We start from the raw sequence: 24,980 nt of genomic DNA, 5'->3' as shown, positions 1-24,980 counted from the left end.
GCCGTGTCTCAGCAGCGCAACAGGATCTCCGCCAACGCTCCGGCCACGGATTGCGGCATGGATCCGCAGAACATGCCGCTCACCTCCGCCGGACGCTCCATCGTGCGGAACGCTCCGATGGCGCCCGCGCCCAATTCACGGACGGCCGCCAGCGCGGCCTCCTTGGTCGAATAGCGCATTTCCGCATGCAGCAGCAGGTCGGCCGCGTCCTGCAATGCCGGGTTGCCCGCGATCACAAGGCCGGCGGGCACGGTGACCGTCACATCGGACGTCGTTGCGACATCATGCAGGGCGATCGACAGCGACATCGTGCTCTCATCGTAGGAGACGCCGCATTCCACGGCCCGCCCGTCAGCAAACGCCTGTACCGCGTCGACGGCGGCCACACCGCGGAACGTCACCGTCCAATCGCGGCGTTCCGGCACGGCGGCGACGTCTCCGCGCACGGCGGCGATTTCGAATGTCGTCGCACCGGCGGCATCACGCCAGGCCAGCGCCATCGCGGTATCGGCGGCGGCCGCGCCCGGCGTGCCGTCATCCTCACGCAGCGTGAAAGCGCCGTCGGCGCCGGGGAAAGCCAGCACGCACAGCGAGCGCGGGTTGGCGATATCGTTCACCGCTTGGCCGTCGGCCAATTCCTGCATCGGCACGATGGAGCCGGCCTTCGCGAACACCGGCAGCGTGTCGAGCGAGCGCCACGCTTCGAGGCGGCGGCCCGCGGCGGTGGGCGACGTGTAGCGGCGGCCGTCGAAGAAATCGAACCATTCGCCTTGCGGCAGCCACACGTCGGCGCGGCCGCGCTGTACGGCCTTGTCGTTTGCGGATACGATCGGGGAGACGATGAGCTCCGTGCCGAAGCGGAATTCGTTCGGCATATCGTAGGCGTCGCCGTTGTCCGGGGACTGCCAATACATCGGCTCGACCATCGGGCGGCCTTCTTCGGCGGCGCGATGGTTCATCGTATACAGGTACGGCAGCATCATGTGGCGCAGTCGCAGGGAACGCACCATCGATTCCCGTGCGGCGGGCCCGAAATTCCACGGCTCCTTGCCGGAGAACGGCGAACAGCTGGAATGCAGGCGGTTGATCGGGCTGAACGCGCCCAGCTGGTACCAGCGCGCTTCGAGCTCTTCGTCGCGGTAGCCGAACATGTGGCCGCCGATGTCGTGGCTCCACCAGCCGTAGCCGATATTCGACGCGGTTGCGGTGAAGTACGGCTGGAATGCCAGCGATTCCCACGTGACCACGGTGTCGCCGGAGAAGCCGACCGGGTAGCGGTGCGAGCCGGGGCCGGCGTAACGCGAGAAGGTGAGCGGCCAGCGGCCGTCGCGCCCGGAGTCGAGGTAGTGCATGTGGTTGAGCGCCCACAGCGGGTCGAGGCCGGGCTGGCGGGTTACGCCGCCCTGCTGCCAGTCGAGCCACCAGAAATCGACGCCTTCGTCTTCCAGCGTGTGGTGCATGTCGAAGTATGCGTCGACGAAATCAGGATTGGTCAGGTCGAATTCCACGGCCTCTTCGGTCTTCGGATCGATGCCGACGCGTTCGGCCACCTTCGGATAGGCGTCTTCGAATGCGCGCACGCCGTCACGCGGATGCACGTTCAGCGTGGTCTTCAGCCCGCGCTTATGCAGATCGGCGAGGAACCGCACATGGTCGGGGAACAGTTCGCGATTCCAGGAATAGCCGGTCCAGCCGGAGCCGTATTTCGGATCGACGTCGTCGACGCGATGCCAATCCATGTCGATGACCGCCGTGCTGAAAGGAATGCCTTCTTTCTTGAATCGGTCCATCAACTCCAGATATTCGGCCTGGTCATACCGGTAATAGCGGCTCCACCAATTGCCGAGCGCGTAACGCGGCAGCAGCGGCGTCGGCCCTGCCAGCTTGTAGAAATCCTGTACGGCTTCGATATAGCGATGCGCGTATCCGAAGAAATACAGGTCGGTTTCCTTGTGGTCACGCGCACTGATCCAGGCGCCGAAAGGATTCCGCTTGCCGTCGACGACGTCTTTTGCGACGATCACATTGGAGGCGGAGTCGTCGATGACGGCCCAGCCGTCGCGGGAGATGACGCCGTCGTCCAGCGGGATCGCGCCGTCCGCTTCGTCGAGCGTGCGGGCGGTGCCTTTCAGGTTGCCCCGCGATTCGTCGCCGTAATGCCAGGTGTTGAATTGGGAGGAGCCGATGCCTTTGACGACGATGCTCAGGCCTTCCTTGCTGAAGGGCTTGCGGTCATAGGTCAGATATAGGCATGGCGTGTCCACGACGAGCATGCCGTCGCGCTCGGTCACCGTATACTGCGGCGCGGTCGCGGCCTGGAAGTCGCGATTGACGACGATCTGGGTCGGGTTGTCTTCGAATTCGCCGCTGTCGGACCATTCCAGGCGGACCAGCGATTCGGTGATGATGCCGATTCGCCAGCGGTCGCCTTGAAGCGTCGTTTTCGGGGACATCGTCGGGTGCGCGTCGCGCACGTACTGCGCCAGCGGGGATTCTTTGGTCATAGCGTCCTCCATTGGGAACCTCTTGTACTGATAGTGCAGTGCACCGCGTGCGGATTGCCTGCGGTCCACCGGCTGATTACGACGCCCCGCCGACCGGCATATGATGTCGATGCCGTCGACGGGGCGAAATCGCAGGCCATCCTGAAACGTCACTTCCCGCTTCCGGAGGCGATGCCTGCGATGAACTGCTTCTGGAAGATCATGTAAACGATGATAACCGGGACGATCGCAAGCGAGGTCGCGGCGAACAATCCGCCGTAATCCGTGCCGTACTGGCCGTTGAACGCCTTCAGGCCGACGGCGAGCAGCTGCTTGTTTTCATCGGTGATCATCAGGAATGGCCACAGGTAGTCCTCCCAGTTCCACAGGAAGGTGAAGATTGCAAGCGCCGCAATCGTGTTGTGGCTCATCGGCAGGATGATGGAATGGAAGATTCTCGCTTCCGATGCGCCGTCCAGTTTTGCGGCTTCGATGAGCTCATCGGAAATGCCGCTGATGGACTGACGGAACAGGAAGATGCCGAATGCGCTGATGATGCCTGGGACGACCAAGGACGCATACGTATCCTGCAATCCCCAGTTGGTGAACATTTCGTACTGCGGGATGATGGTCACGGCCCATGGAATCATCATGGTGCTCATGACGATGCCGAACAGCAGGTTGCGTCCGCGGAAACGCATTTTGGAGAACACGTATCCCAACAGTGCGCTGGTGTAGATCGCGATGACCGTTTTGACCGCGGCCACACCAAGCGAATTGGCGAACAGACGCAGGAAGTTGAATTTCTCTTGGATGCTCACGTAATTGTCAAACGTGGAAGGCGTCGGGAACAGGCCTCCGGTGACTTTTACGATCTCGCTGTTCGGCGCGAAGGACGAAATCAGCATCCAGATGAATGGGATGACGGTGACAAAGGCCACTACGAACAGCAGTGCCGTGAGCAGAACGCTTCCGATTTTACGCTTGGTGGTCATCACTGCTCCGAATCTCCAGAAACCTTGAACATGATCACGGTCAGCACGCCGGTAAGCACGAACAGCACTACGGCTTGGGCGGAAGCCACACCGAAGTTATAGTTCTGGAACGCCTGATCGAAGATGAGATAGCTGATGGTGTAGGTCGAAGTGCCCGGACCGCCTTCCGTCATCACAAGAATCTGCACGTACGCCTGCAGATAGGAGATGAGCGAGGTGATCACGACGAACAATGTCGTGGACTTCAACAGAGGCAAGGTGATGCGGAAGAAAATCTGGAAGGTGTTGGCTCCATCGATTTCCGCCGCTTCATATACGTCACGGGGCAGGCTCATCAATCCGGCGAGATACAGCACGGTCGCATATCCGAAATCCTTCCAGATCGTCATGATGATGACCGCGGGCATCGCCCACTTGGGATCGTGAAGCCAGTTGATATCCAGGCCCGTGGCCTTGTCGATCATACCGAATTGCGGATCATACATCCACATCCACACAAAGGAGACCGCGACCAGAGGCGTAATGGTCGGCATATAGAACAGGCCGCGCAGGGTGTCCTTGAATTTCACCAGTTTGGAACTCAGCAGCAGGGCCAACCCCAGGCCAAGCACCACTCGGAAGAATGTCGAGAACGCCGCGAACACCGCGGTATTGAACATGGACCGCCAGAACAGCCCGTCGGTAAGGACCTGGACGAAATTCGAAAATCCCACCCAATCATAGGTGCCGACCAACGGATTCCAGTCGTGCAGACTGCCCGCGAACGCCTTGAAAATCGGATACGCCAGGAAAACCGCGAAATATACCACCAGGAAAACCACTGCGACGTTGCGCAGGCTGAATATTCTCGATAAGACCGCAGCACCTTTGCTGTTTTTCATCGATCTCCACCCCCATCATGCATATAAGTGCCGTATTCGTCGGCGGGCGTTCCGTCGGACGCCCACCGACACCCGGATGTGTTTACTTGTGTTCGTCGTAATAGGCGTATTTGCTTTCCATCGACTGGAAATCGGAGTTCTTCATATCGGAGTCCATCTGGTCCTGTGCCGTTTTCAGCGCTTCGGAGATGGCGACACCGTTCTGCAGCACGTTCTCGCAGGCGGTCTTGCCGCTTGTCTCCACGGTCGCCGGTGCCGGGCCGGGCCAAATCAGACGATCGATGCGCGGAGCGATGGCGGCCATGACCGGCTTGGCTAGGATGTCCTCATCGTCCTGCAGACCCACCTTGGCGGGGAAGGAGTTCAACTGGTCGACAGCGGCACGGATGTAGTCGTCGTCGGCGAGAATGAACTTGATGAAGTCCTGCGCGACAGCCTGCTGCTCCTCGCTCTGGTTGCCGTTGACCCCAGGCGTCGCTTCGCCGTTGTAACGGTCATAGGCGAACGGGATGTCTTCGGAGAACGTCGGTGTGGCGAAGACACCGTAGTCGATGTCCGGATACTTTTCCTTCAGGGTACCTTCCATATGCCCCCATGCATAGATCATCGCACTCTGTCCGTTGCCGAAGCTTTGCGTGTAGTCGTTGCCGAAATCGGCGGAGCCGATGCCGTACTTTTCGTACATGTCCTTAAGGAACTGCATGTTTTCCGCAGTGACGTCGTTATCGTAGTTGGCCTTGGTGCCGTCTTCGCTGAACAGCAGTTCGCCCTTCTGATAGTTCAGCCCCTGATAGATGGCGCTGTAGGCGTCGCCGTTGAAGTTGAAGCCCGCCTGTATCATCTTGCCGTCCTCGGTCTTGGTCAGCTTCTGGGCGACCTCGATGAATTCGTCCCAGGTGGCGGGGATGTCGGCGTCCGTAAGCCCGGCTTCCTTCCACAGCGTCTTGTTGTAGTAGATGTTTCCGGTGTTGATCACGGAATCGATGTACTTGACCTTGCCGTTCTCATCCTCATGGACGGCCGCGCTGGAATAGTCGGCCTCCAGATCCCCGGTGGGGATGTCATAGTCCGCCGCATACGGACGGATCAGGGAATCATACGAGTTATGGATGTTGAACAGCGCAGGGCCGTTCTTGCCCTTCAATGCGAGCGGCAGCTTGGTCCAGTAGTCGTCCCAAGCGACGTTCACGGTTTTGATGGTGACGTTCGGATAAATCTCCTGATATTTTTCGATCATCGAATAAACCGGGTCCGTCGAGGAATCTCCCCAGCTCCAGTATTCCAACTGGATCGGTTTGCCTTCGTTCACCAGATGATTGGGGTCGTACTGGATGGCCTGCCCCATGACGTCCAACCCTTTGTCCGCTTCGGTGTCGGTGGTTCCGGCAGTCGAATTGCCGCCACCGCAGGCGGCGAGAGAGAAAATGCTTACGGTTGCAATGGCAGCTGCAACACTTTTCCTAACGTTCATGCTCTTCCTTCACTTCCTTGTATGTCAACACTGACAAACAACAAGATAAGGGCGGTTAGCTCACTTTGCAAGCGCACCTTTTTCGTCATGTAAACCTTTACATATGCAACCCTTTACATTCCAAGATTGTTAGCGCAAACAAAAAATTATTTCTTCGGCGTGTCGCAATGTAAACCATTTCATACAACCGCGTTTATACTGTAGTCAGGCAAGCTTCCTGCATCCCCGATAGAGGCAAAGGAATCTCCTATTCTGGATGTCAGAAGACGTCAACGCACGAATCTGGACAGAGGTATTCCGCATGAGAGCAAACATCAATGATGTCGCGAAGCAGGCCGGGGTTTCGACCGCCACGGTCTCGCGAACCTTCTCCAGCCCGGAACGCGTCGCCCCCGCAACGCGGGACAAGGTTTTGAAAGCTGCAGAACGTTTGAACTTCAACGTCTCCCGTTCCGCCGGAGTGCTGAAGTCAGGCCGGTCGCACCGCATCGCACTGCTCATGGGCAAAGGTCCGATCGAATGGTTCACCGCAGGCGTCATCAGAGGGCTGGATGACGTATTCCGCCCCGCCGGTTACGACCTGGCACTGTACCCCATCGACACCGCAGAGACGAGAACCCGTTTCTTCGAGGAACTGCCGATTCGGAACAACGTCGACGCCGTGATGATCTCCTCGTTCAGCATCACACCCCAGGAATCCGCACGGCTCGTCTCCACGGGAATCCCCATCATCGGCATCAATACCGCAGCCGACGGATTCACCGCCACCGTCGGCATCGACGACAAAACCGGCATACGGCTTATCGTCCGACACCTCGCGGCCTTGGGACATCGCAACTTCATGTACATATACGAAGGTTTTGACCATGACGTTCCGGAGTATTCCCTCGGATACAGCTCGCAAAACCGTATCACCGGCTTCACCGAAGCCTGTCGGGAGATACCGGGCGCGGCCAGCAGCACCATCAAAATCGAATCAAGCACCAGCATGATCGACACGGTGATCACCAATATCCTCTCCTTGGACGACCAACCGACCGCATTGTGCTTCCACCAGGATTCCCAAGCCATTCCGTTCCTGTTCCACCTGTACCAATGCGGCATCGATGTGCCGCAGAGTCTTTCCGTCACAGGATTCGACGACATCGATCTCGCACAGGCAGTCGGACTGACCACCGTCCATCAGGATCCATGCGCGATGGCCTTTCTCGCCGCGCAAAAAGCCTTGACGCTTATCGAAGGCGGCAAACTTGAAACGCCTTACGAAACCGCGCCGATCCAGCTGGTCATCCGAGATACGACGGCCAAGCCACGAAAAACATCGTTGTTGCAGTAGATGCCGCAACAATGATCCGCATGATGCAAATTTGCAATAATCGTGCGCTTGGGAAAACTTTCCGACTTATTTTTGCTGCATTACAATGGTTTCGTTATAGTGCAAACGTTCGCGCGCAATAGTACGCCGAATTACCATATGCGGCGCAAGAGCCCCGCTGCTCTACGCATCATCCGAGGAGGTGTCTAATGGGCAAACCAGGTATTCACGACGTCGCCGAGGCGGCAGGCGTTTCGATTTCCACCGTTTCGCGCGCATTCACGCGTCCGGAACTGGTCTCAGAAAAGACACGCCAAAAGGTGATGGAGGCCGCCGACAAGCTTGATTTCAACATCTCGCGTTCCGCCACCGCGCTGAAATCCGGCCAGACCTACCGCGTGGCGCTGCTGATGAACGAAGACATCACCAGCTGGTTCAACAATCAGGTGATGGCCGGCCTGGATTCCATCCTGCACCCCGCCGGATACGATATTTCGCTGTTCCAGCACATCGACACCGCCGCCAACCGCAAGGCGTTCTTCACCGATCTGCCGGTGCGCCGCAATGTGGACGCCGTCGTCGTGTGCTCCTTCGCCATCGAACCGCAGGAAGTGGAGCAGCTCAGGCGCGTGCACGTCCCGATCATCGGCATCAATACGCCGTTCGGGGAATCGCTGGACGCCTCCATCAGCATCGACGACGAGGACGGCATGTATCGTGCGGCGCAGCATCTGATCAATCTGAAGCACCGCAATATGGTCTATGTGTGTTCGGAACCGGCGGAGACGATGAACGCCAGCATCGACGCCCGCACGCAGGGCTTTACGCGCGCATGCGAAAACGCGCATCCGCAATGGGACGATTTCACCTGGCAGATCCTTACCGTCGGGCGTGGCCGTGAATTCATCGACACCGCCCTCGCCGGCCTGCTGGCGCTGGAAGAGTTCCCGGACGCCATCTGCTGCCAGATGGACATGCTGGCGATTCCGCTGATGTTGCGACTGTCCCGATACGGATACCACACGCCGCAGGACTATTCGATCATCGGCTTCGACGACAGCCCCTACGCCGATACCGTCGGCTTGACCACCATGCGGCAGAATCCTTATGCGATGGGCGCGGCGGCCGCCCAGAAGGCACTGTCCCTGATCGATGGACAGCAACTGGAGCAGCCGCACGAAATCGTCAAAACACAATTGGTATTGCGCGATTCGGATGCGCCGTATACGCCGGGGCGATAGCCTTCCGACGATACGGCGTCGCCCGACGCGAAGATCACACGCGGCCAAAGCGACGAACGCGATCGCGATGAAGTCGCTACGTCGCGCCGCCAACCAGATATCGCAGCATGCCGTCGTAATCGGCGCCGTCAAAGGACCGCAGGGCCTGCCCACAGGCAGCCGCATCCGATGCCGGCGATATCTCGGTATGCATATACAGCGCTTTGATGCCGGCCTTGGTGGCGCCGCCGACGTCGGATCGCGAATCGTTGCCGATCATCACCACCTGATCCGGGCGAAGATCGCAGCGTTCCAATGCGATGTTGAAGATGCGGGGCGACGGCTTGCGCACTGCGACTTCGCTGGATATGACGATGTCGTCGAACAGCGGCGTCAATCCCAGCATGTCCAATTCCGGACGCGTATACGCGGATTGCGCATTGCTGACCAATACGACGCGCAGGCCCGCCGCCTTGAGGCTACGCAGGAAGGCATCCGCGCCCGGATACAGACGGATCATCGACGTGGTCGCCTTGCGGAACGTCCACGCCAGACTCCTCGCCTGCTCCTCGCGCGCCTCTCCCCCGCCGTCGGACAGCAACGCACGATATACCGGCAGCACATCGGGGTCGGCGTACGGCCCGTCAGCCGGCAAGGCGCCCGCCAACATGTCGAAGCGGGCGCGCAACCGGCTGGAATCGGCGTAGGGAACGCCCACATCCTGCAATGTTTCACGTAAAACATTCCAGGCCTCGTCGGATTCCTCATCCGTGCGGATGTCGATCAGCGTTCCATACAAATCGAAGAACACCGCCCGATACCGCAGCGGCCTTCCACAGGCATGGGCGATGTCACTCATGGCGGGCGCCATTCAACGCGTACATCACAAAGCTTTGGGCTCCAAGCACGATGCGCCCGTCCTGCGCCTGGGCGGCGCCGTATCGTACGACCGGCTCCGCGCCGGCCGGCACACCGTCGCGCAGCACATCGGTCGACGCCGCCAAGGATTCCCCGTCGCGTCCAGGATTCATCGCGATCAGCATACGGCTTCCGTCGACGCCGGTGCGCAGGTAAGCGAAGGCGCGGCCTTCCGCGGAGGCTGCGACCACGTCGAATCGCGCGCCGGAATGCAGCGCCGCGGATTCGGCGCGAAGGGCCAGCAGCTGACGCACCCACTGATACAGCGAATCCTCGCGAGCGCGTTCGCTTTCCACGGTCGGCGCGTCCGCGGCGTCGTCCACCGGCAGATACAGTGCGGCCGGATCGGCTTCGGAGAAGCCCAGGTTCCTGCCGGCGCCCCACTGCATGGGCGTGCGGCTGCCGGTACGTGTGTATCCGCCTTCTTTGGTGGGCAGTTCGATGTATCGCATGCCGATTTCGTCGCCGTAGTAGATGAACGGCACGCCCGGCATCGTCAGCAGCATGCCGTAGGCGATCTTGCGTTCACGTTCGTCCAGGCGCGGCGTCGTGCGCACGGTGTCGTGATTGCAGGTGATGAGGTTGAAGTAGCCGCGGCCTTCGCATTCGCGCAGCTGCGACAGGTATTCGTCGAGGAACGGCATGATGGAGACGCCGGAATCCGCGTTGAAATAGCTGGCGTCGCCGTCATGCCGCAGCGGCGTATCCGTGTTGCGCAGCAGTCTGTTGTAGCCGTTCGGGTTGCCGTCCCAACGCCAATCGAGGTAGAAGTCCATATCGAAGCCGGCTTCGATCGATTCGTGCGGGCGCCCCCATTCCGAGACGAAGGCGGCCTCCGGGAATTCGGGGCGGATCTTCGAGAACATGTACTGCCAGGTGCGGATCGTGTACGGCTTGCCTTCGTCGTCCTGCTTGACCAGACTGTCGGCCATGTCGACGCGGAAGCCGTCCGCGCCGCATGAGAGCCAGAAGCGCATGACGTCGACCATCGCGTCGCATGTGGCGATGGCTTCGGGGCCGAGCGCCTCCTTCTTCCACGACCGGTCGGGATGCGCGAAGCCGTAGTTGAGCGCGGGCTGGCATTTGAAGAAGTTCAGGATATAGGTGGCGTTGCGAGGCGTTTCGCCGCCGATGAACGGCAGGCCGTCGCCGCCGCTGATCCAGGAATCCGTCCAGATGAAACGGTCGGTGCAGTCGTTGGGTTCGACGAGGGAGCTTTTACGGAACCACTCGTGCTCTTCGCTGGTGTGGCCGGGCACAAGGTCCAGCAGTACGTGCATGTCTCGCTCGTGGGCCTGCGCGAACAGTTCCTCCAGGTCGGCGTTGGTGCCGTAGCGTTCCGCGACCTTGCAGTAGTCGCGCACGTCGTAACCCGCATCCTTGAACGGCGAATCGAAGCACGGATTGATCCACAGGGCGTTGCATCCCAGATCGCTGATGTAGTCGAGCCTGTCGATGATGCCGCGGATGTCGCCGATGCCGTCCGCGTCGGAATCCATGAAGCTCTGCGGGTAGATTTCGTAGAACCGGGCCGTTTCAAGCCACTGCGGCCTGCCGTTCTTCACTGTCGTGGCTGCCATAGTCATCTCCTTGGATTCGTGGGCCGTCCCTTATCACCACGCAAGCCCGCCGCCGGCCTCCCCGCCGGGCGGGACCGCCGCCATCATGAACGGCCTTCGATTGCAAACGATATCAATATCATTGTAACCGACACCGGACTAATTGTCGTTTTCATTTGAAGCAAAACGTTAGCACGTCAATTTGCATACGTTTGCAGAAACGACTATCATTTTTGCAGCGACAAAGAGGCTTCGACGTCGCCGCACATCGAGGTCGGCGAACGCCTCGCCGCATCCGATGCGGCGTCATGCCGCACCGCGAAGCAAAAGGAAAGGACATCAAGGATGATCGCACGATGGAAGAAGGCCCTGGCGGCCGTCTCAGCGTGCATGCTGTCGGCGGGCATACTGTCCGCCTGCGGCGGCAACGCTGCAGATGGCGAAGGGGAACGCATCACGCTTGTCGTCTGGGCCTCCCAGGAGGATCAGGCCGATAAGGACTCGTGGCTGCAGACCATGGAACAGGAATTCCAGAAGCAGCATCCCGAATACGACATCAACTGGAGCAACCAGGTCGTGGCGTCCGCCGACGCGGCGGGCATCGCGAAGCAGGACCCGACCGTCGCCGCGGACGTGTTCACCTTCGCATCCGACCAGCTGGGCACCCTGCTCGACGCCGGCGCGATCGGCCAGGTGAGCGATCCGACCATGGAACAGCTCAAGGAGCAGACCGAAGGCAGCGCTTCGATGCTGCAGAGCGTCACCGGCGAGGACGGCAACGTCTACGGCGTGCCGCTGGCCGGCAACACCTGGTTCATGTACTACCGCAAGAGCAAGTTCACCGAGCAGGACATCACCTCGCTTGACGCGATGCTCGCCAAGGGCAAGGTCTCCTTCCCGCTGACCAACTCCTGGTACCTGCCCGCCTTCTACATCGGCGCAGGCGGCACGCTGTTCGGCGAGGACGGCACCGACGCCGAAGCCGGCGTGCAGTTCGGCGGAGAGACCGGCGCGGCCGTCACCAACTATCTGGTCGACCTGCGCAACAATCCGAACTTCGTCGTCGACGTCAACGGCTCCGGCCTGGCCGGCCTCAAGGACGGCTCCGTCGACGTGGTCTTCACCGGCAACTGGGATGCGGCCACCGTACGCGAAAACCTCGGCGACGACTGGGGCGTCGCGAAGCTGCCGACCTTCAACCTCAACGGAGAGCCCAAGCAGATGCGCGCCTTCGCCGGCAGCACGGTCTATGCGTGGAATCCGTACAGCAAGCATCCGAAGGCGGCCGACCAGTTCGCCGCGTTCCTGTCCAGCACCTATTCACAGCAGAAGCATTACGAGATGCGCTCGGTGATCCCCTCCGACGTCAAGGTCGCCGAAACCGACGAAGTCAAGGACGATGCCGTGGCCGAAGCTCAGATCGCCACCATCGCGGACACCTCCGTCGTGCAGCCGTCCATCGCGGAGATGAACAATTTCTGGGTGCCCTGCGAGAACTTCGGCAAATCCATCTACAACAACGAAGTCAACCACGACAACGCCGCGAAACTGACTGAACAGTGGATGGAATCCTACAAGAGCATCCTGTGAGAGAAGGAGAGGATTGATTATGGAAACCACGGCATCCGCACGTCCGCGGCGCGGTATCGTCCGTCGCAAAGCCGACTACATCGCGCCTTCCCGCTACACGCTGCGCGCCGCGCTCACGGACGGCGACGCGCTGACCCGCCTGTCCTTCCTGATTCTCGGTGCGGGCAATCTGGCCCGCAAGCAGATCGTCAAGGGCCTGCTGTTCCTCGCCGTCGAAGCGGCGTACATCATCTACATGTGCACGTCCGGCGCCTCCAGCCTGGCCTCGCTCGTCTCGCTCGGCTCGCGCACGCAGACCAAGCATAAAGTGGACGGCTACTGGTACTACGACGCCGGCGACAGCTCCGTGCTGCTGCTGGTCTACGGCGTCGCGGCGGTGTTCGTCACCGTGCTGTTCATCGTGTTCTGGTCCTATGCGGTGCGCAGCGCCTACAAAGCACAGGTGCTCGCCCGTGAAAACGGCGCCGCTCCCGGCTTCGTCGACGACCTTCGCAACGTCACCGACCGCAACGGACAGGTCTCGCTGATGGCGCTGCCGACGCTCGGCATCCTGATCTTCAGCGTGCTGCCGACCCTCATCATGATGTGCATCGCGTTCACGAACTACGATTCCGACCACGTGCTGCTGTTCGACTGGGTGGGCTTCGACAACTTCCGCAACCTGTTCGGCGCCACCGGCGAAGTGACCGCGGACCAGTTCGTCAGCGTGCTCGTCTGGACCCTCGTCTGGGCCGTGCTGGCGACGTTCCTCAACTTCTTCCTCGGCCTGTTCCTCGCGATGATCATCAACCGCAAGACCACGCGTCTGAAGAACTTCTGGCGTGCGATCTTCTCGCTGTCCATCGCCATCCCGCAGTTCGTCTCGCTGCTGGCCATCAACCAGATGCTGCAGCCCGAAGGCGCAATCAACCGCCTGCTGCAGTCCTGGGGCTGGATCGATGCGCCGCTGCCGTTCTTCACCGACACGACCTGGGCCCGCGCCACCGTCATCATCGTCAACCTGTGGATCGGCATCCCCTTCACGATCATGCAGATCACCGGCATCCTGCAGAACATCCCGGCCGAGCAGTACGAGGCCGCGAAGCTCGACGGCGCGAACTGGTGGCAGACCTTCACGAAGATCACGATGCCGTATCTGGTGTTCGTGCTCACCCCGTACCTGATCACCACGTTCACCGGCAACGTGAACAACTTCAACGTCATCTACCTGCTCTCCGGAGGCAATCCGACCGAAGTCGGCGACACCGCCGGCAAGACCGACCTGCTGATCACCTGGCTGTACAAGCTCACGGTCGATCGCGGCGACTACAACCTGGGTGCCGTCATCGGCATCTTCACATTCGTCACGCTTGCGGTGGTCTCGTTGATCACCTACCGCAACAGCGCTTCCTACAAGAATGAAGGAGGATTCCGATGAGCAACACCACCGCGACGGCAAAGGCCGCCGGCAATCCGTTCTGGCATGACCAGCGTAAGCGCCGCATCGTCGGGGACATCCTGAGCCATCTGCTGCTCACCGTGCTCGCCGTGATCTGGATCATCCCGATCGCATGGGTCGTGATGGAAAGCTTCAACAAGAACCCGGGCCCGTACAACGAGACGTTCTTCCCGACCGAATACACGCTCGACAACTACACGAAGCTGTTCACAGACACGCATATCCTCGATTTCCCGCGCATGTTCATGAACACCTTGGGCATCGCCATCGCCGTGTGCCTGATCAGCGTGTTCTTCGTGCTGTGCGTCGCGTTCTGCATGAGCCGCATGCGTTTCCGCTTCCGTAAGTCCTTCATGAACGTCGTCCTGATCCTGGGCATGTTCCCCGGCATCATGTCCGTCGTCGTGATCTACTTCATCATGAAGTCCCTCGGACTGACCCAGGGCATCGGCGTCACCATCGGCCTGATCCTCGTCTATGCGGCCGGTTCGGGCGCGGGCTTCTACGTCATGAAGGGATACATGGACACCATTCCGATGGAGCTGGACGAGGCCGCCTACCTGGACGGCTGCACCCGCTGGCAGGTATTCACGAAGATCATCATCCCGATCTGCAAGCCGATGCTGGTCTATCAGGCGCTGACCTCCTTCCTCGGCCCGTGGCTCGACTTCGTCATGGCGAGGGCGATCGCCCGCACGCAGGACAACTACACGGTCGCGTTGGGCCTGTACCAGATGCTGAGCCGCGAATACCTCAACGACTGGTTCGCCCGCTTCGCCGCCGCCGCAGTCATCATCTCGATTCCGATCGCGGTGCTGTTCATCGTCATGCAGCGCTTCTACCAGGAGTCGATGGGCGGCGCCGTCAAGGGCTGAGCATCCCCCAGGCGCCACATCCGCAGGGCCGCTTCGGGCACGCATTCCGGGGCGGCCCTCAACATCGCGGCATACCGGCATCCCGGTCGACGGCCCCGATCGGCCGCACCCCAAGCCCACAAACCCCACTTGAGCCAAAGGACGACATCATGAACGAGAACAAGCCCGCACTGGAGCTTGCAGAATGGACGACCGCGAATCCGGCCGCCCCCTGCCCCGATTACCCCGTATATCACGACGACGATTTGGGCGCTTTCCCGAACGACAAAGGCGCCACCTTCCGCATCTGGGCCCCCAGCGCCGACGCGGTGACGCTGCGTCTGTTCGAAGCGGGTTCGCCCGAAGAGGCGGCCGAACCGACGGAAACGCATGAGCTGACGCCCGGTGCGGACGGCACCTGGCTGGTCCGCTGCGACGGCATCGGCCACGGCGTCTACTACGACTATCTGGTCCATTTCCCGGACGGCAGCGTGAACCGCTGCGCCGACCCGTGGGCGCGCGCCGCCGGCGTCAACGGCCGCCGCAGCATGGTGGTCGACCTGAGCGCCACCGATCCCGAAGGCTGGGCGGACGACCGCCGCCCGCGCGTCCCCAGCAACGAGCTGGTGATTTGGGAGACGCATATCGGCGATTTCAGCAACGACGAGCATTCCGGCGTCCCCGCAGAGCATCGCGGCACCTATCTGGCGTTCACCGACGAGAACACCAGCGTCGACGGTCAGGGCGAATTCCCGACCTGCATGGCGTATCTCAAGCGTCTGGGCGTCACAGCCGTGCAGCTGCTGCCGTTCTACGACTACGGCTCGATCGACGAGTCCCTGCCGCGCGACGACCCGAAGCACGGCTTCAACTGGGGCTACGATCCGCTGAACTACAACGTGCCGGAAGGCTCGTACAGCACCGACCCGTTCAACGGCGCCACGCGCATCACCGAATGCAAGCGCATGATCCAGGCGCTGCACAAGGCCGGAATCAAGGTCATCATGGACGTGGTCTACAACCACATGTTCTCCACCGACAACTGGTTCGAACGCATGATCCCGGGCTACGCGCTGCGCCGCCGCGCCGACGGCTCCTTCGCCAACGGATCCGCCTGCTCCAACGACGTCGCCTCCGAGCATCCGATGATGCGCAAATACATCGTCGATTCGGTCACCTATTGGGCGCGCGAATACCATATCGACGGCTTCCGCTTCGACCTGATGGGCCTCATCGACGTCGACACGATGAACGAGGTCCGCGCCTCGCTCGACGCCCTGCCCGACGGCGCGTCCATCCTGATGCACGGAGAGCCGTGGGCGGCCGACAAGACCGCGTTGGAGCCGGGCGTCGTCCTGGCGGACAAGCGCGGGTTGTCCCGTCTGGATCCGCGCATCGGCGCGTTCTGCGACGCGACCCGCGACGCGGTGCGCGGCCATATCTTCTACCATTGGGTGCCCGGCTACCTGACCGGCGCCTCCGCCGACTACGCCGACGACATCCGCCACGCCGTCGACGCGTGGCGTGGCACATCGTTCGAAGGCGCCAGCGTCGAGCAGGTCATCCAATATGTTTCCGCCCATGACGATCTGACGCTGTGGGACAAGATGTGCGCGGCGACCCGCCCGATGCCGACGACCGCCGACTACGACGTCGAAGGCGAGGACGCGGACGACCTGCTCGCCGCGAACCGTCTGGCGGGCGGCATCGTGTTCTCCTCCGCCGGCGTGCCGTTCATGCTGGCCGGCGAGGAATTCGCACGCACCAAGCAGGGCTGCTCCGATTCCTTCTCCAGCCCGGCAGAGCTCAACAAGCTGGACTGGCGCCGTGCGCAGCGTTTCTCGTCGCTGGTCGACCACTACGCGCGGCTGATCCGCCTGCGCCGCGACAATCCCGCCTATTTCGGCGGCGCCCGCATCACGGTGCCCCGCGAGGACGACGTCGTCGTCTTCCGTCTGGGAGACGATTGCATCGCCATCAATCCGAGCCATGACGAGCGCACGCAGCCGACGATGGACCTGGAGGTCAACGGCCCCTACCATGAGGTGTCGCGCATCGCGCCGGATGTGTGGGATTGCGTGTACTGCTCCGTCGACGGCGGGATTCCGCAGTCGGAGAATCGACAGCTGCCGTTGCCGCCGATGAGCTTGACCGTGTGGCGCCGCCAGCGCAAGTGATATCGGCCTGATGGCCCGCCAGTGACATCGCGACTGGCGGGCCATCGTCGTTTTCGGGACTATAGTCGGTCCAAACATGAAAAATACGAAGGAGTTTCCATGAAACAGCCGTCTGCCCGCGGATTGTCCGATTTCCGCCTGAAGATCATCGGCGCAGCGCTGATACTGGTCGCTTTGGCCGGAAGTCTTGCGATTCCCGCCGACGCAAATGTCGCCGCGCTGGCGCAATCCGATATGACCAGTCTGACGATCGCGGTGCTCTCCGAGATCGTGTCGTGGGTGGCCGTGCCGATATACGCGTGGGTGACCGTGGAAGGGTATACGCATACGCGCAACGTCTGGATGTACGCGCTGCGGCTGCTGGCGCTGGCCGTGATATGCGAGGTGCCGTACGATCTGGCCACGTTCGGCATGCCGTTGGATTGGTCGTCGCAGAATCCCGTGTTCGCGTTGGCCGCTTCCGTCGTGGTGCTTGGGCTTGTCGATTCGTGCCGCGCGCTGGCGTCCCGCGGCGCGCGTGTGGCGATCAGCATCGTCGTGGTGCTGTGCGGCGTGCTGTGGATGACCGTGGGCTGCGTCGGCGTGCGCCAGCAGTTGATGAACATCGGCGTTCTGACGCTTGCGCTGACGCTGATCTTCCGTCTGATGGCGGATCGCGAGAACACGATGATGTTTACGGCCGCGCTGCTGTGCGCCTGCTTCTTCATCATTCCTTCGTTCGGCGTGGCCGTCCTGCATTTCCGCAACGGCGAGCTCGGGTATTCGCGGCCTTGGGTGAAGTGGGCGATGTATGCGGTGTATCCGGCGATGCTGCTGATCTTCGCCGTGGCGCCTGCCCTTCCGTAGCGCCCCGCGATTTTTCGGATACGGCGTGCGCGCCATGCTCCGCACGCCGTATTGCAAACGTTTGCAATACGATATATCATAAAAGCACTGATGCGATTGCCACGGCTACGCCAACGATGGCAGACCTGAGACACAGCGCATCATCGGCAACGCGTTCTTCCAGAATCGCACCACAACACCGGATATAAGGAGACCCCATGGCAACGACCGACGTTCCAGACTCCACCACCGTCATGCAGGAAAGCCCCGAAAGGCTGGCCCGACCGCTGATTCGCCTTGCCAAGGCGAACGGCATCGCGACGTCATATATCGACCAGGTCGGCACCTACGTCGAGATCGAAGACGATGTGCTCGTCTCCGTGCTCGCCGCGCTCGGCGTGGACGCTTCCGACGACGACGCCATCGAACGTTCCTACGCCGCCACGCTGCAGGCGCATGACGATACGCTTGTGCCGCCGACCATCGTCAAGTTCATCGGCGTTCCCGGAGAAACGCCCATCCGCTCGCACGGCGCGGCGGTCACCGCGACCATCACGCTGGAGGACGGCGGCGAATACGCCGGCGACCTCGACGGCTGCATCACCATGCCGGACGAGGACGACGCCCGCGGCGCGGCCACGCTTGCACTGCCCGACGATCTGCCCATGGGCTACCATGTCCTGCACGTCGTCACCGTCGGAGAGGCCGGCGAACCCCGCACCGCCGACGCGACCATCCTGTGCGCCCCGGCTCGCATCGAGCTGCCGCCGGCGGTCGCCGAACGCCAGCGCTGGGGTTGGATGACGCAGATGTATTCCGTGCGCTCCCGCGAATCCTGGGGCGTGGGCGACTACGGCGACCTGCGCCGCCTCGCCGCGGACGCCGGCCGCGAATCCGGCGCCGATTTCATGCTGATCAACCCGATTCACGCCTGCGCGCCGATTCCGCCGCTGGAACCGTCCCCGTATCTGCCGGAATCCCGTCGTTTCCTCAACGCCACATACATTCGGCCGCAGGACATCGCCGAATACGCCGAACTCACCCCCGAACTGCGCGAAGAGGTCGAAGCGCTGCACGACAGCGTCGCCGCAAGGAACGACGACCCCGATCCGCTCGACATCAACGCTTCATGGACCGCGAAACGTCAGGCGCTGCGCATCATCTTCGACCAGCCGCGCAGTGCGGAGCGCGAAGCCTCATTCACCACGTTCAAGCAGCAGGCCGGCCCCGATCTCGATGCGTTCGCCGCATGGTCGGTGGCCTTCGAGGTATGGGGCGCGCCGTGGGAGCCGGAGCATCCATGGATCTCCACCACGAATCGAGAATCCCCGGAAGTCGCGCAGCTGCTGCAGGACCATGCCGACCTGGCCGAATTCACGCGCTGGCTGCAGTGGATCGCCGACGAGCAGGTGGTCGCGGCGCAGCAGGCCGCCAGGGATTCCGGCATGACGCTCGGCCTGATGCAGGACATGGCGGTGGGCGTGCACGCACTCGGCGTGGACGCCTGGTGGAATCCGGAACGTTTCGCCGTCGGTTCGGTCACCGTCGGATGCCCGCCGGACTTCTACAACCAGCAGGGCCAGGATTGGGGGCAGCCGCCGTTCAATCCGAACTATCTGGAAGCGACCGGCTACGCCGTCTACCGCGATATGGTGCACACCATGTTCTCGCATGCCGGCGCGATCCGCATCGACCATATTCTGGGCCTGTTCCGCCTGTGGTGGATCCCGCAGGGCAAGGGCGCGCGCGGCGGCGCATACGTGGCGTACAACCATGACGCGATGCTTGCGGTGCTCACCATCGAAGCGACGCGTGCCGGCGGCCTGGTCATCGGCGAGGATCTGGGCACCGTTCCGGAATACGTGTCGAAGGTGCTGGCCGAGCATGGCGTGCTGGGCACGGTGGTGGAATGGTTCGCCCGCGTGGACGACTCCCCCAACGCCGGCGACCCGTACGCGGCCCCGTCCACATACCGCAAGTACGCGATGGCTTCCGTCACCACGCATGACCTGCCGCCGACCGCGGGATACCTGCAGTTCGAGCATGTGAAGCTGCGCGAACAGCTGCATCTGCTGACCGGCCCGGTGGAGGAGTTCCAGGCGTCCGCGAGCGCGGAACGCCAGGCGATGATCGACCGTCTGGCCGAAGGCGGCTATATCAGCGCCGAAATCGCGGCCGACGTCGACCATCATGTGCAGGAGGTCGTCGAAGCGATGCATGCGATGCTGCTGGATGCGCCGTCCGTTTTGGCGCAGGCCGCACTGGTGGATGGCGTCGGCGAATCCCGTTCGCAGAACCAGCCGGGCACCAGCTGGGCATACCCGAACTGGCGCATTCCGCTGGCCGACGAGCACGGCCATGTCGTGCACACCGACGAAGTGTTCAAACTGCCTCGCGTCAAGTCGCTGGCGGCCGTCATGAACGGTCAGAGCGACTGAGATTCAAGGCGGCGCCCGCCGACGACGTCGGCTGCCGGCAGGCGCCGCCGCAACGATACTGCAAGCAATGCCGCAACAGGAAAGGACAACGATGACGGCCAACAATCTTCATGATGATTGGTGGAAGCAGGCGGTGGTCTACCAGATCTATCCGCGCAGCTTCAAGGATGTGAATGGCGACGGTCTGGGCGATATCGCCGGCGTCACCGAGAAAATGGATTACCTGCATGATCTGGGCGTGGACGCGATCTGGCTGTCGCCGTTCTATCCGTCTGATTTGGCCGACGGCGGCTATGACGTCATCGACTATCGCAATGTCGACCCGCGCTTGGGCACGATGGATGATTTCGACCGTATGGCCGAAGCCGCGCATGAGGCCGGCATCAAGGTCATCGTCGACATCGTGCCGAACCATACGGCCGACCGCCATGAGATGTTCCTGCAGGCGCTGCGCGACGGCCGCGGCTCCGCCGCACGCGACCGCTATATTTTCCGCGAGGGCCGCGGCGAGCACGGCGAGTTGCCGCCGAACGACTGGCAATCGCTGTTCGGCGGCCCCGCATGGGAGCGTGTGGAGGACGGCCAGTGGTATCTGCACATGTTCGCCAAGGAACAGCCGGACCTGAATTGGAAGAATCCTGACGTGCATGAGGAGTTCAAGCGCACGCTGCGTTTCTGGAGCGATCACGGCACGGACGGGTTCCGCATCGACGTGGCGCATGGCCTGGCCAAGGACCTCGACAGCACGCCGCTTGACCGGATGGATCCGTTCGCAGTGCAGAACGGATTGTGCCACGACGGTTCCAGCCCGCTGTGGGACCGTCCGGAGGTCCACGACATCTACAAGGAATGGCGTGAGATCTTCAACGAGTATGATCCGCCGCGTTTCGCCGTGGGCGAGGCCTGGGTCGTGCCGGAGCATCAGCATTTGTACGCGTCCACTTCGGAGTTGGGCCAGGTCTTCAATTTCGAGTTCGCCAAGGCGAACTGGGCCGCCGACGAGTTCCGCACGGCCATCGCCGAAGGCTTGGAATCCGCCGAACAGACCGGCGATTCGACGACGACGTGGGTGATGAACAATCATGATGTCCCGCGTAGCCCTTCACGGTACGGCCTGCCGCAGGTCAAGACGCCGGGCACCCATCAGCTCGTGCATGATTGGCTGCTGCGCGACGGCGGCAGCTACATCGAGGACCGCGAGTTGGGAACACGCCGCGCCCGCGCCGCCGTTGTGATGGAGCTGGGCCTGCCGGGCTCCGTGTACATCTATCAGGGCGAGGAATTGGGCCTGTTTGAGGTCGCCGATATTCCGTGGGATCGTTTGGAGGATCCGACGCCGTTCAATACGCTGCGCAATTTCACGGATAAGGGCCGTGACGGCTGCCGCGTGCCGATGCCGTGGGTGGCCGGCGATGAGCCGAAGCCCGCTTCGTGGAACGCGCGTTTCGGCGAAGGCGCTTCGTTCGGATTCTCCCCTGCCGTGCGCACCGATGGCACGCCGTCCGCGGATCCGCATCTGCCGCAGCCGCTGTGGTTCAAGGATTATGCCGCCGACGTGGAGGGGGCCGATCCGCAGTCGATGCTGTCGCTGTATCGTAAGGCCCTGCGCATCCGTCAGAATGATTTGACCGCGACCGGCGCGCACACCTGCACGATGCTGGACGCCGGCGATGACGTCATCGCGTATTCGCGCGTCATGCAGGACGGCCGCACATTCGTGTCATATACGAATTTCGGCGCCTCCGATATGCCGCTGCCGGAAGGCGAAATCCTGCTGTCTTCCGTCGAATTGCATGACGGCATGCTGCCGCAGGACGCCTCCGTCTGGATCGCCCGCTGACAGTCCGCAGCAAATTGTGACGATCCGCAGCAATCCGCCGAACAATCGGATACGTCCGAATAATTGAACACCATCACCATGGGGCGCCGTCAAGTCCGTCAGTCCGCTGATTCGCCGATCCGCAGACGCACTGATTTGACGGCGCCCCATCATGCGGGCCCCGTACTGTTGTTCGTTTTCAGTTATCTCAATTCGGCAGCCCTGTTTTCAATGTCGAAACCGCACGGATTCACATATTCCAATGTTCGATGACATTGTCGCCTTTATACTGCGTCAACACGCAGTAATGCGCGGTGTCAAGTCGGAACAGACGGCCGTACAGCGGATCGACGCCCAGCCACTGCGTCGCCAGTATGCGCAGCACGTGCGCGTGCGCCACGAGCAACACGTCATGCCCTTCGTTGAGCAGCGGCAGCACGTGCTCGATGACGTCACGCGTGCGGTTCGCCACGTCCTGCACGGTTTCTCCCGCACCATTATGCACGGGGACGCGTTCCCCGTTGGGCAGGGTCTCCTCCCAATCGCCTTCCATCACCGGTTCCAGCGCTTGCGGCCCGTACGACCACACATCCCAATCCAAGCCGCTCATCTGCCTGATCCGACCGCGTGTACGGCCTTCTGCGCGGCCGTAATCCCATTCCGCAATGCCGTCGAGGATTTGGTGGGTGCCGTATCCCGCCAATGCCGCGGTCTGGCGCGCACGGCGCAGAGGACTGGCGAATACGCAGCCCGGCGCGAATCCTTCCGGAAATGCTTCGCGCAAGCGTATGCCGGCGTCAATGGCCTGATGCTCGCCCACTTGGGTCAGTGGAATATCCGTTCGACCGGTATACTGCCCGGATTCGCTCCAGACGGTCTGTCCATGGCGCAGCAGGACCAGGCGTCCTTGCTTTCCCGCCGTAGTGGAGGCTTCGTTGCTTCCTGGGTTCGTTTGAATCATATCGTTTACTTTAGTAGACCTCCGTCGGTTTCATGCGACGATTGCCTAAGAATTTGGCGCGTCTGTCGCGTCCGTATCGGCGATTGACGCCGGCTTGCCCTTATTCCGGACTCGTGCTTACTTGGTCTGGCTTATTCCTGCTTATTCCTGACTTTTTCTAGCTTATTTCTGGCTTATCCTGCTTATTCTGACTTATCCCGGCTTATCCTGACTCATCCCGGCCCGTTGCGATCCGTGCGGTCTGTCCGCCACGTTTTGTCCGCCACCTTTTGACCGGTTTCGGCATATTCCATCCCGCCCCGGTTTGCCCCGATTTGCCCCGATTTGCGATGCGCCTGTTCCCGCGGTTTCGATTACTATGGTTTCGTATGAGCAACATTCCTCAAAGTGACACCGGATACGAATATGAATCGTCGGCTGATCGCACCGTCGCCATGTTCCACGATATCGACCGGAAAGTGGACGCCTTGCGGGAGCAGCGCATCAATGATCCGGATTCTTTGGGCGATAAGATCTTCAAATTCGCCGCGCCCTCGCTTATCGGCCTCGCCGCCGGCAAGTTGTTTGAATTGGCGTGGAAGAAGGGCACAGCAGGCCGTCGCACGCGTAATGGCGGACAGGATACCTGGTTGATGGGATTGGCTTTTGCCGCATTGTCGGCAGCGTTCGGCGCAGTCGTATCGCAGCTGTCGGACCAAGCGTCAAAAGCCATCGTCGATTCGCTGCATCGCCGTCGATTGAAGAAAGGCTGACTGGAATCGCAGCCGGACTGAAAAGCCCGGACAGTCAGAAAAGCCTGCTGCATAAAGCCTGGTTGAAGCTGCCTGAAGCCTGCTGAAGGCAGCTGCGGCCGTTTTTGGGGGCGACCGCGTATTGTGATCGCCTGATTGCGTTTGCTGATTTCAGGATATAGGCCTGCAGTCACAGGCCTATCCGATTCAGGTCCGTCGACATATGGCCATCGGCTTGGGGCTATTCGTTTTATGGCCATCGGTTAATGACTATCAGCTGATGCCTATTGGCTTGTGGCTATCGATGGCGGGGCTTGTATCCTTTTTTGCGAGAATGCGGTTTGATCTGCTGATTCAACGGAACATGACGATAGCTGTCGGCCGGATCGCGATGCGTCAGATGCCAGCTGCCGCAATATTCACACCGGTACACCCATAGTTCAACGCCGCGTTCGCGCAGACTCTGATCTGCGCCTCGCAGCGCCTGTGCCTTGTCGTGGTACATGATCTTATTCGACTCGGTGCAGCGTTTAGGCGTGAAATAATGCATACCGCAATCCTACAATCCGTAATCCCCGTACTTTTCTTCCGCTCCCGGGCGACCAAGCCGCCCTCATGCTGACGTTTTTGACCGCGACACGCCGCTGGGAGCGGTCGAAACCGTCAGAGGAGGCGGCCGCGTACCGAACGCAGGCCCGTCCCCTGACGTTTTTGGCCGCTGTCATCGGCGTGTCCCGGTCGGAACCGTCAATCCGACGGGTCGTACGCCGGCTCCCACCCGGCCGGCATCCCCTCCCTGACGCTTTTGACCGCATCCAACGGCGTGTCGCGGGCAAAACCGTCAGAGGAGACAACCGCGTACCGGCACGCAGGCCCGTCCCCTTGACGGTTTCGACCGCGACACGCCGCCGGGTGCGGGCAAAACCGTCAGAGAAGGCAGCCGCGTACCGAGCCCCGACACGTCCCCTGACACATTCGGCCACTGTCATCGGCGTGTCCCGGCCGGAACCGTCAACGGGAAGCCCCCCTCCGGGGAGACCGAACGGGCCGGGAAACCGTCAAAGCCCCCGGGGGAAACAAACAAAAAAGGGCCGGCCCCCAACGGGACCGGCCCCCAAAAGAACAATGCGGCGGCGCGCTACTCTCCCACACCCTCTCGAGTGCAGTACCATCGCCGTGCCAGGGCTTAGCTTCCGGGTTCGGAATGGGACCGGGCGTCTCCCCTGGGCCAAGGCCACCGCAAAACCACACGAACACACCCCACAAAAGGGGTGCGGCATGGACCGTGACGGTCCGGGAACCGGA

18 protein-coding genes and 1 rRNA gene are annotated in these 24,980 nt (G+C 61.5%); 10 read left to right on the top strand and 9 right to left on the bottom strand.

All coding sequences use genetic code 11. The features are described 5' to 3' along the window. Positions 1-8: 8 nt before the first annotated feature. The 4 genes from AC1AX7_RS07450 to AC1AX7_RS07435 all read right to left on the bottom strand — a co-directional run bounded on the left by AC1AX7_RS07450 (position 9) and on the right by AC1AX7_RS07435 (position 5,830). Positions 9-2,504 carry a glycoside hydrolase family 31 protein gene (locus tag AC1AX7_RS07450; RefSeq protein ID WP_476509457.1) on the bottom strand — a complete coding sequence of 832 codons (2,496 nt, stop codon included), beginning with the start codon at positions 2,502-2,504 and terminating at the stop codon, positions 9-11. 149 nt (positions 2,505-2,653) lie between these two features. Beyond that, positions 2,654-3,478, bottom strand: a complete 825-nt coding sequence (locus AC1AX7_RS07445; RefSeq protein WP_476509456.1) for a carbohydrate ABC transporter permease — start codon at positions 3,476-3,478, stop codon at positions 2,654-2,656. After that, the gene (locus tag AC1AX7_RS07440; protein WP_476509455.1) at positions 3,478-4,359 is read right to left on the bottom strand and encodes a carbohydrate ABC transporter permease; all 882 of its coding nucleotides are present in this window, start codon (positions 4,357-4,359) and stop codon (positions 3,478-3,480) included. Before AC1AX7_RS07440 ends, AC1AX7_RS07445 begins: the two co-directional genes overlap by 1 nt. 82 nt (positions 4,360-4,441) lie before the next feature. Beyond that, positions 4,442-5,830, bottom strand: coding sequence for an extracellular solute-binding protein (locus tag AC1AX7_RS07435; protein ID WP_476509454.1), 1,389 nt, complete (start codon positions 5,828-5,830; stop codon positions 4,442-4,444). 301 nt (positions 5,831-6,131) lie between these two features. Between AC1AX7_RS07435 and AC1AX7_RS07430 the strand changes: the two genes are divergently transcribed. Together AC1AX7_RS07430 and AC1AX7_RS07425 are read left to right on the top strand one after the other, a co-directional pair. Further along, complete coding sequence (locus AC1AX7_RS07430; RefSeq protein ID WP_476509453.1) at positions 6,132-7,166, top strand: LacI family DNA-binding transcriptional regulator; 1,035 nt, start codon at positions 6,132-6,134, stop codon at positions 7,164-7,166. 188 nt (positions 7,167-7,354) lie between these two features. Further along, positions 7,355-8,386 (top strand): LacI family DNA-binding transcriptional regulator, encoded by a 1,032-nt coding sequence (locus tag AC1AX7_RS07425; protein ID WP_476509452.1) that lies wholly within the window; start codon positions 7,355-7,357, stop codon positions 8,384-8,386. 76 nt (positions 8,387-8,462) lie between these two features. On the opposite strand, the gene AC1AX7_RS07420 is transcribed toward AC1AX7_RS07425, so the two are convergent. Together AC1AX7_RS07420 and AC1AX7_RS07415 are read right to left on the bottom strand one after the other, a co-directional pair. Continuing rightward, positions 8,463-9,224 (bottom strand): HAD family hydrolase, encoded by a 762-nt coding sequence (locus tag AC1AX7_RS07420; protein ID WP_476509451.1) that lies wholly within the window; start codon positions 9,222-9,224, stop codon positions 8,463-8,465. Continuing rightward, a complete protein-coding gene (locus AC1AX7_RS07415) occupies positions 9,217-10,863 on the bottom strand; it encodes an alpha-amylase family glycosyl hydrolase (RefSeq protein ID WP_476509450.1) in 1,647 nt (548 codons plus the stop codon). Before AC1AX7_RS07415 ends, AC1AX7_RS07420 begins: the two co-directional genes overlap by 8 nt. 324 nt (positions 10,864-11,187) lie before the next feature. Here AC1AX7_RS07415 and AC1AX7_RS07410 point away from each other — a divergent pair, with 324 nt between their 5' ends. The 7 genes from AC1AX7_RS07410 (at position 11,188) to AC1AX7_RS07380 (ending at position 22,004) form a co-directional block, all read left to right on the top strand. Next, positions 11,188-12,432, top strand: a complete 1,245-nt coding sequence (locus AC1AX7_RS07410) for an extracellular solute-binding protein (protein ID WP_476509449.1) — start codon at positions 11,188-11,190, stop codon at positions 12,430-12,432. Positions 12,433-12,451: 19 nt separating this feature from the next. Next, positions 12,452-13,849: a carbohydrate ABC transporter permease gene (locus tag AC1AX7_RS07405; RefSeq protein ID WP_476509448.1), complete on the top strand. Its 1,398-nt coding sequence runs from the start codon at positions 12,452-12,454 to the stop codon at positions 13,847-13,849. Then, positions 13,846-14,745, top strand: coding sequence for a sugar ABC transporter permease (locus AC1AX7_RS07400; protein ID WP_476509447.1), 900 nt, complete (start codon positions 13,846-13,848; stop codon positions 14,743-14,745). Before AC1AX7_RS07405 ends, AC1AX7_RS07400 begins: the two co-directional genes overlap by 4 nt. 149 nt (positions 14,746-14,894) lie before the next feature. Then, on the top strand, positions 14,895-16,901 hold the full coding sequence (gene pulA / locus AC1AX7_RS07395; protein ID WP_476509446.1) for a type I pullulanase: 2,007 nt from the start codon (positions 14,895-14,897) through the stop codon (positions 16,899-16,901). A gap of 99 nt (positions 16,902-17,000) precedes the next feature. Further along, positions 17,001-17,747, top strand: a complete 747-nt coding sequence (locus tag AC1AX7_RS07390; protein ID WP_476509445.1) for a TraX family protein — start codon at positions 17,001-17,003, stop codon at positions 17,745-17,747. Between the two features lie 197 nt (positions 17,748-17,944). Further along, positions 17,945-20,164: a 4-alpha-glucanotransferase gene (malQ, locus tag AC1AX7_RS07385; protein WP_476509444.1), complete on the top strand. Its 2,220-nt coding sequence runs from the start codon at positions 17,945-17,947 to the stop codon at positions 20,162-20,164. 91 nt (positions 20,165-20,255) lie between these two features. Next, positions 20,256-22,004 carry a glycoside hydrolase family 13 protein gene (locus AC1AX7_RS07380; protein ID WP_476509443.1) on the top strand — a complete coding sequence of 583 codons (1,749 nt, stop codon included), beginning with the start codon at positions 20,256-20,258 and terminating at the stop codon, positions 22,002-22,004. 229 nt (positions 22,005-22,233) lie between these two features. Here AC1AX7_RS07380 and AC1AX7_RS07375 read toward each other — a convergent pair whose 3' ends face one another. Continuing rightward, positions 22,234-22,944 carry a histidine phosphatase family protein gene (locus AC1AX7_RS07375; RefSeq protein WP_476509442.1) on the bottom strand — a complete coding sequence of 237 codons (711 nt, stop codon included), beginning with the start codon at positions 22,942-22,944 and terminating at the stop codon, positions 22,234-22,236. A 368-nt stretch (positions 22,945-23,312) separates the two neighbouring features. Here AC1AX7_RS07375 and AC1AX7_RS07370 point away from each other — a divergent pair, with 368 nt between their 5' ends. Further along, positions 23,313-23,696: a DUF4235 domain-containing protein gene (locus tag AC1AX7_RS07370; RefSeq protein WP_476509518.1), complete on the top strand. Its 384-nt coding sequence runs from the start codon at positions 23,313-23,315 to the stop codon at positions 23,694-23,696. A 277-nt stretch (positions 23,697-23,973) separates the two neighbouring features. Here AC1AX7_RS07370 and AC1AX7_RS07365 read toward each other — a convergent pair whose 3' ends face one another. Both AC1AX7_RS07365 and rrf read right to left on the bottom strand, forming a co-directional pair. Continuing rightward, positions 23,974-24,225 (bottom strand): hypothetical protein, encoded by a 252-nt coding sequence (locus AC1AX7_RS07365; RefSeq protein WP_476509441.1) that lies wholly within the window; start codon positions 24,223-24,225, stop codon positions 23,974-23,976. 575 nt (positions 24,226-24,800) lie between these two features. Further along, a 5S ribosomal RNA gene (gene rrf / locus AC1AX7_RS07360) occupies positions 24,801-24,917 on the bottom strand. Between the last annotated feature and the right edge of the window lie 63 nt (positions 24,918-24,980).

The sequence above is a fragment of the Bifidobacterium sp. LH_449 genome (assembly GCF_056356755.1).
Note: the sequence above shows the minus strand (reverse complement) of the source record. Positions and strands in the feature narration are given on the sequence as shown.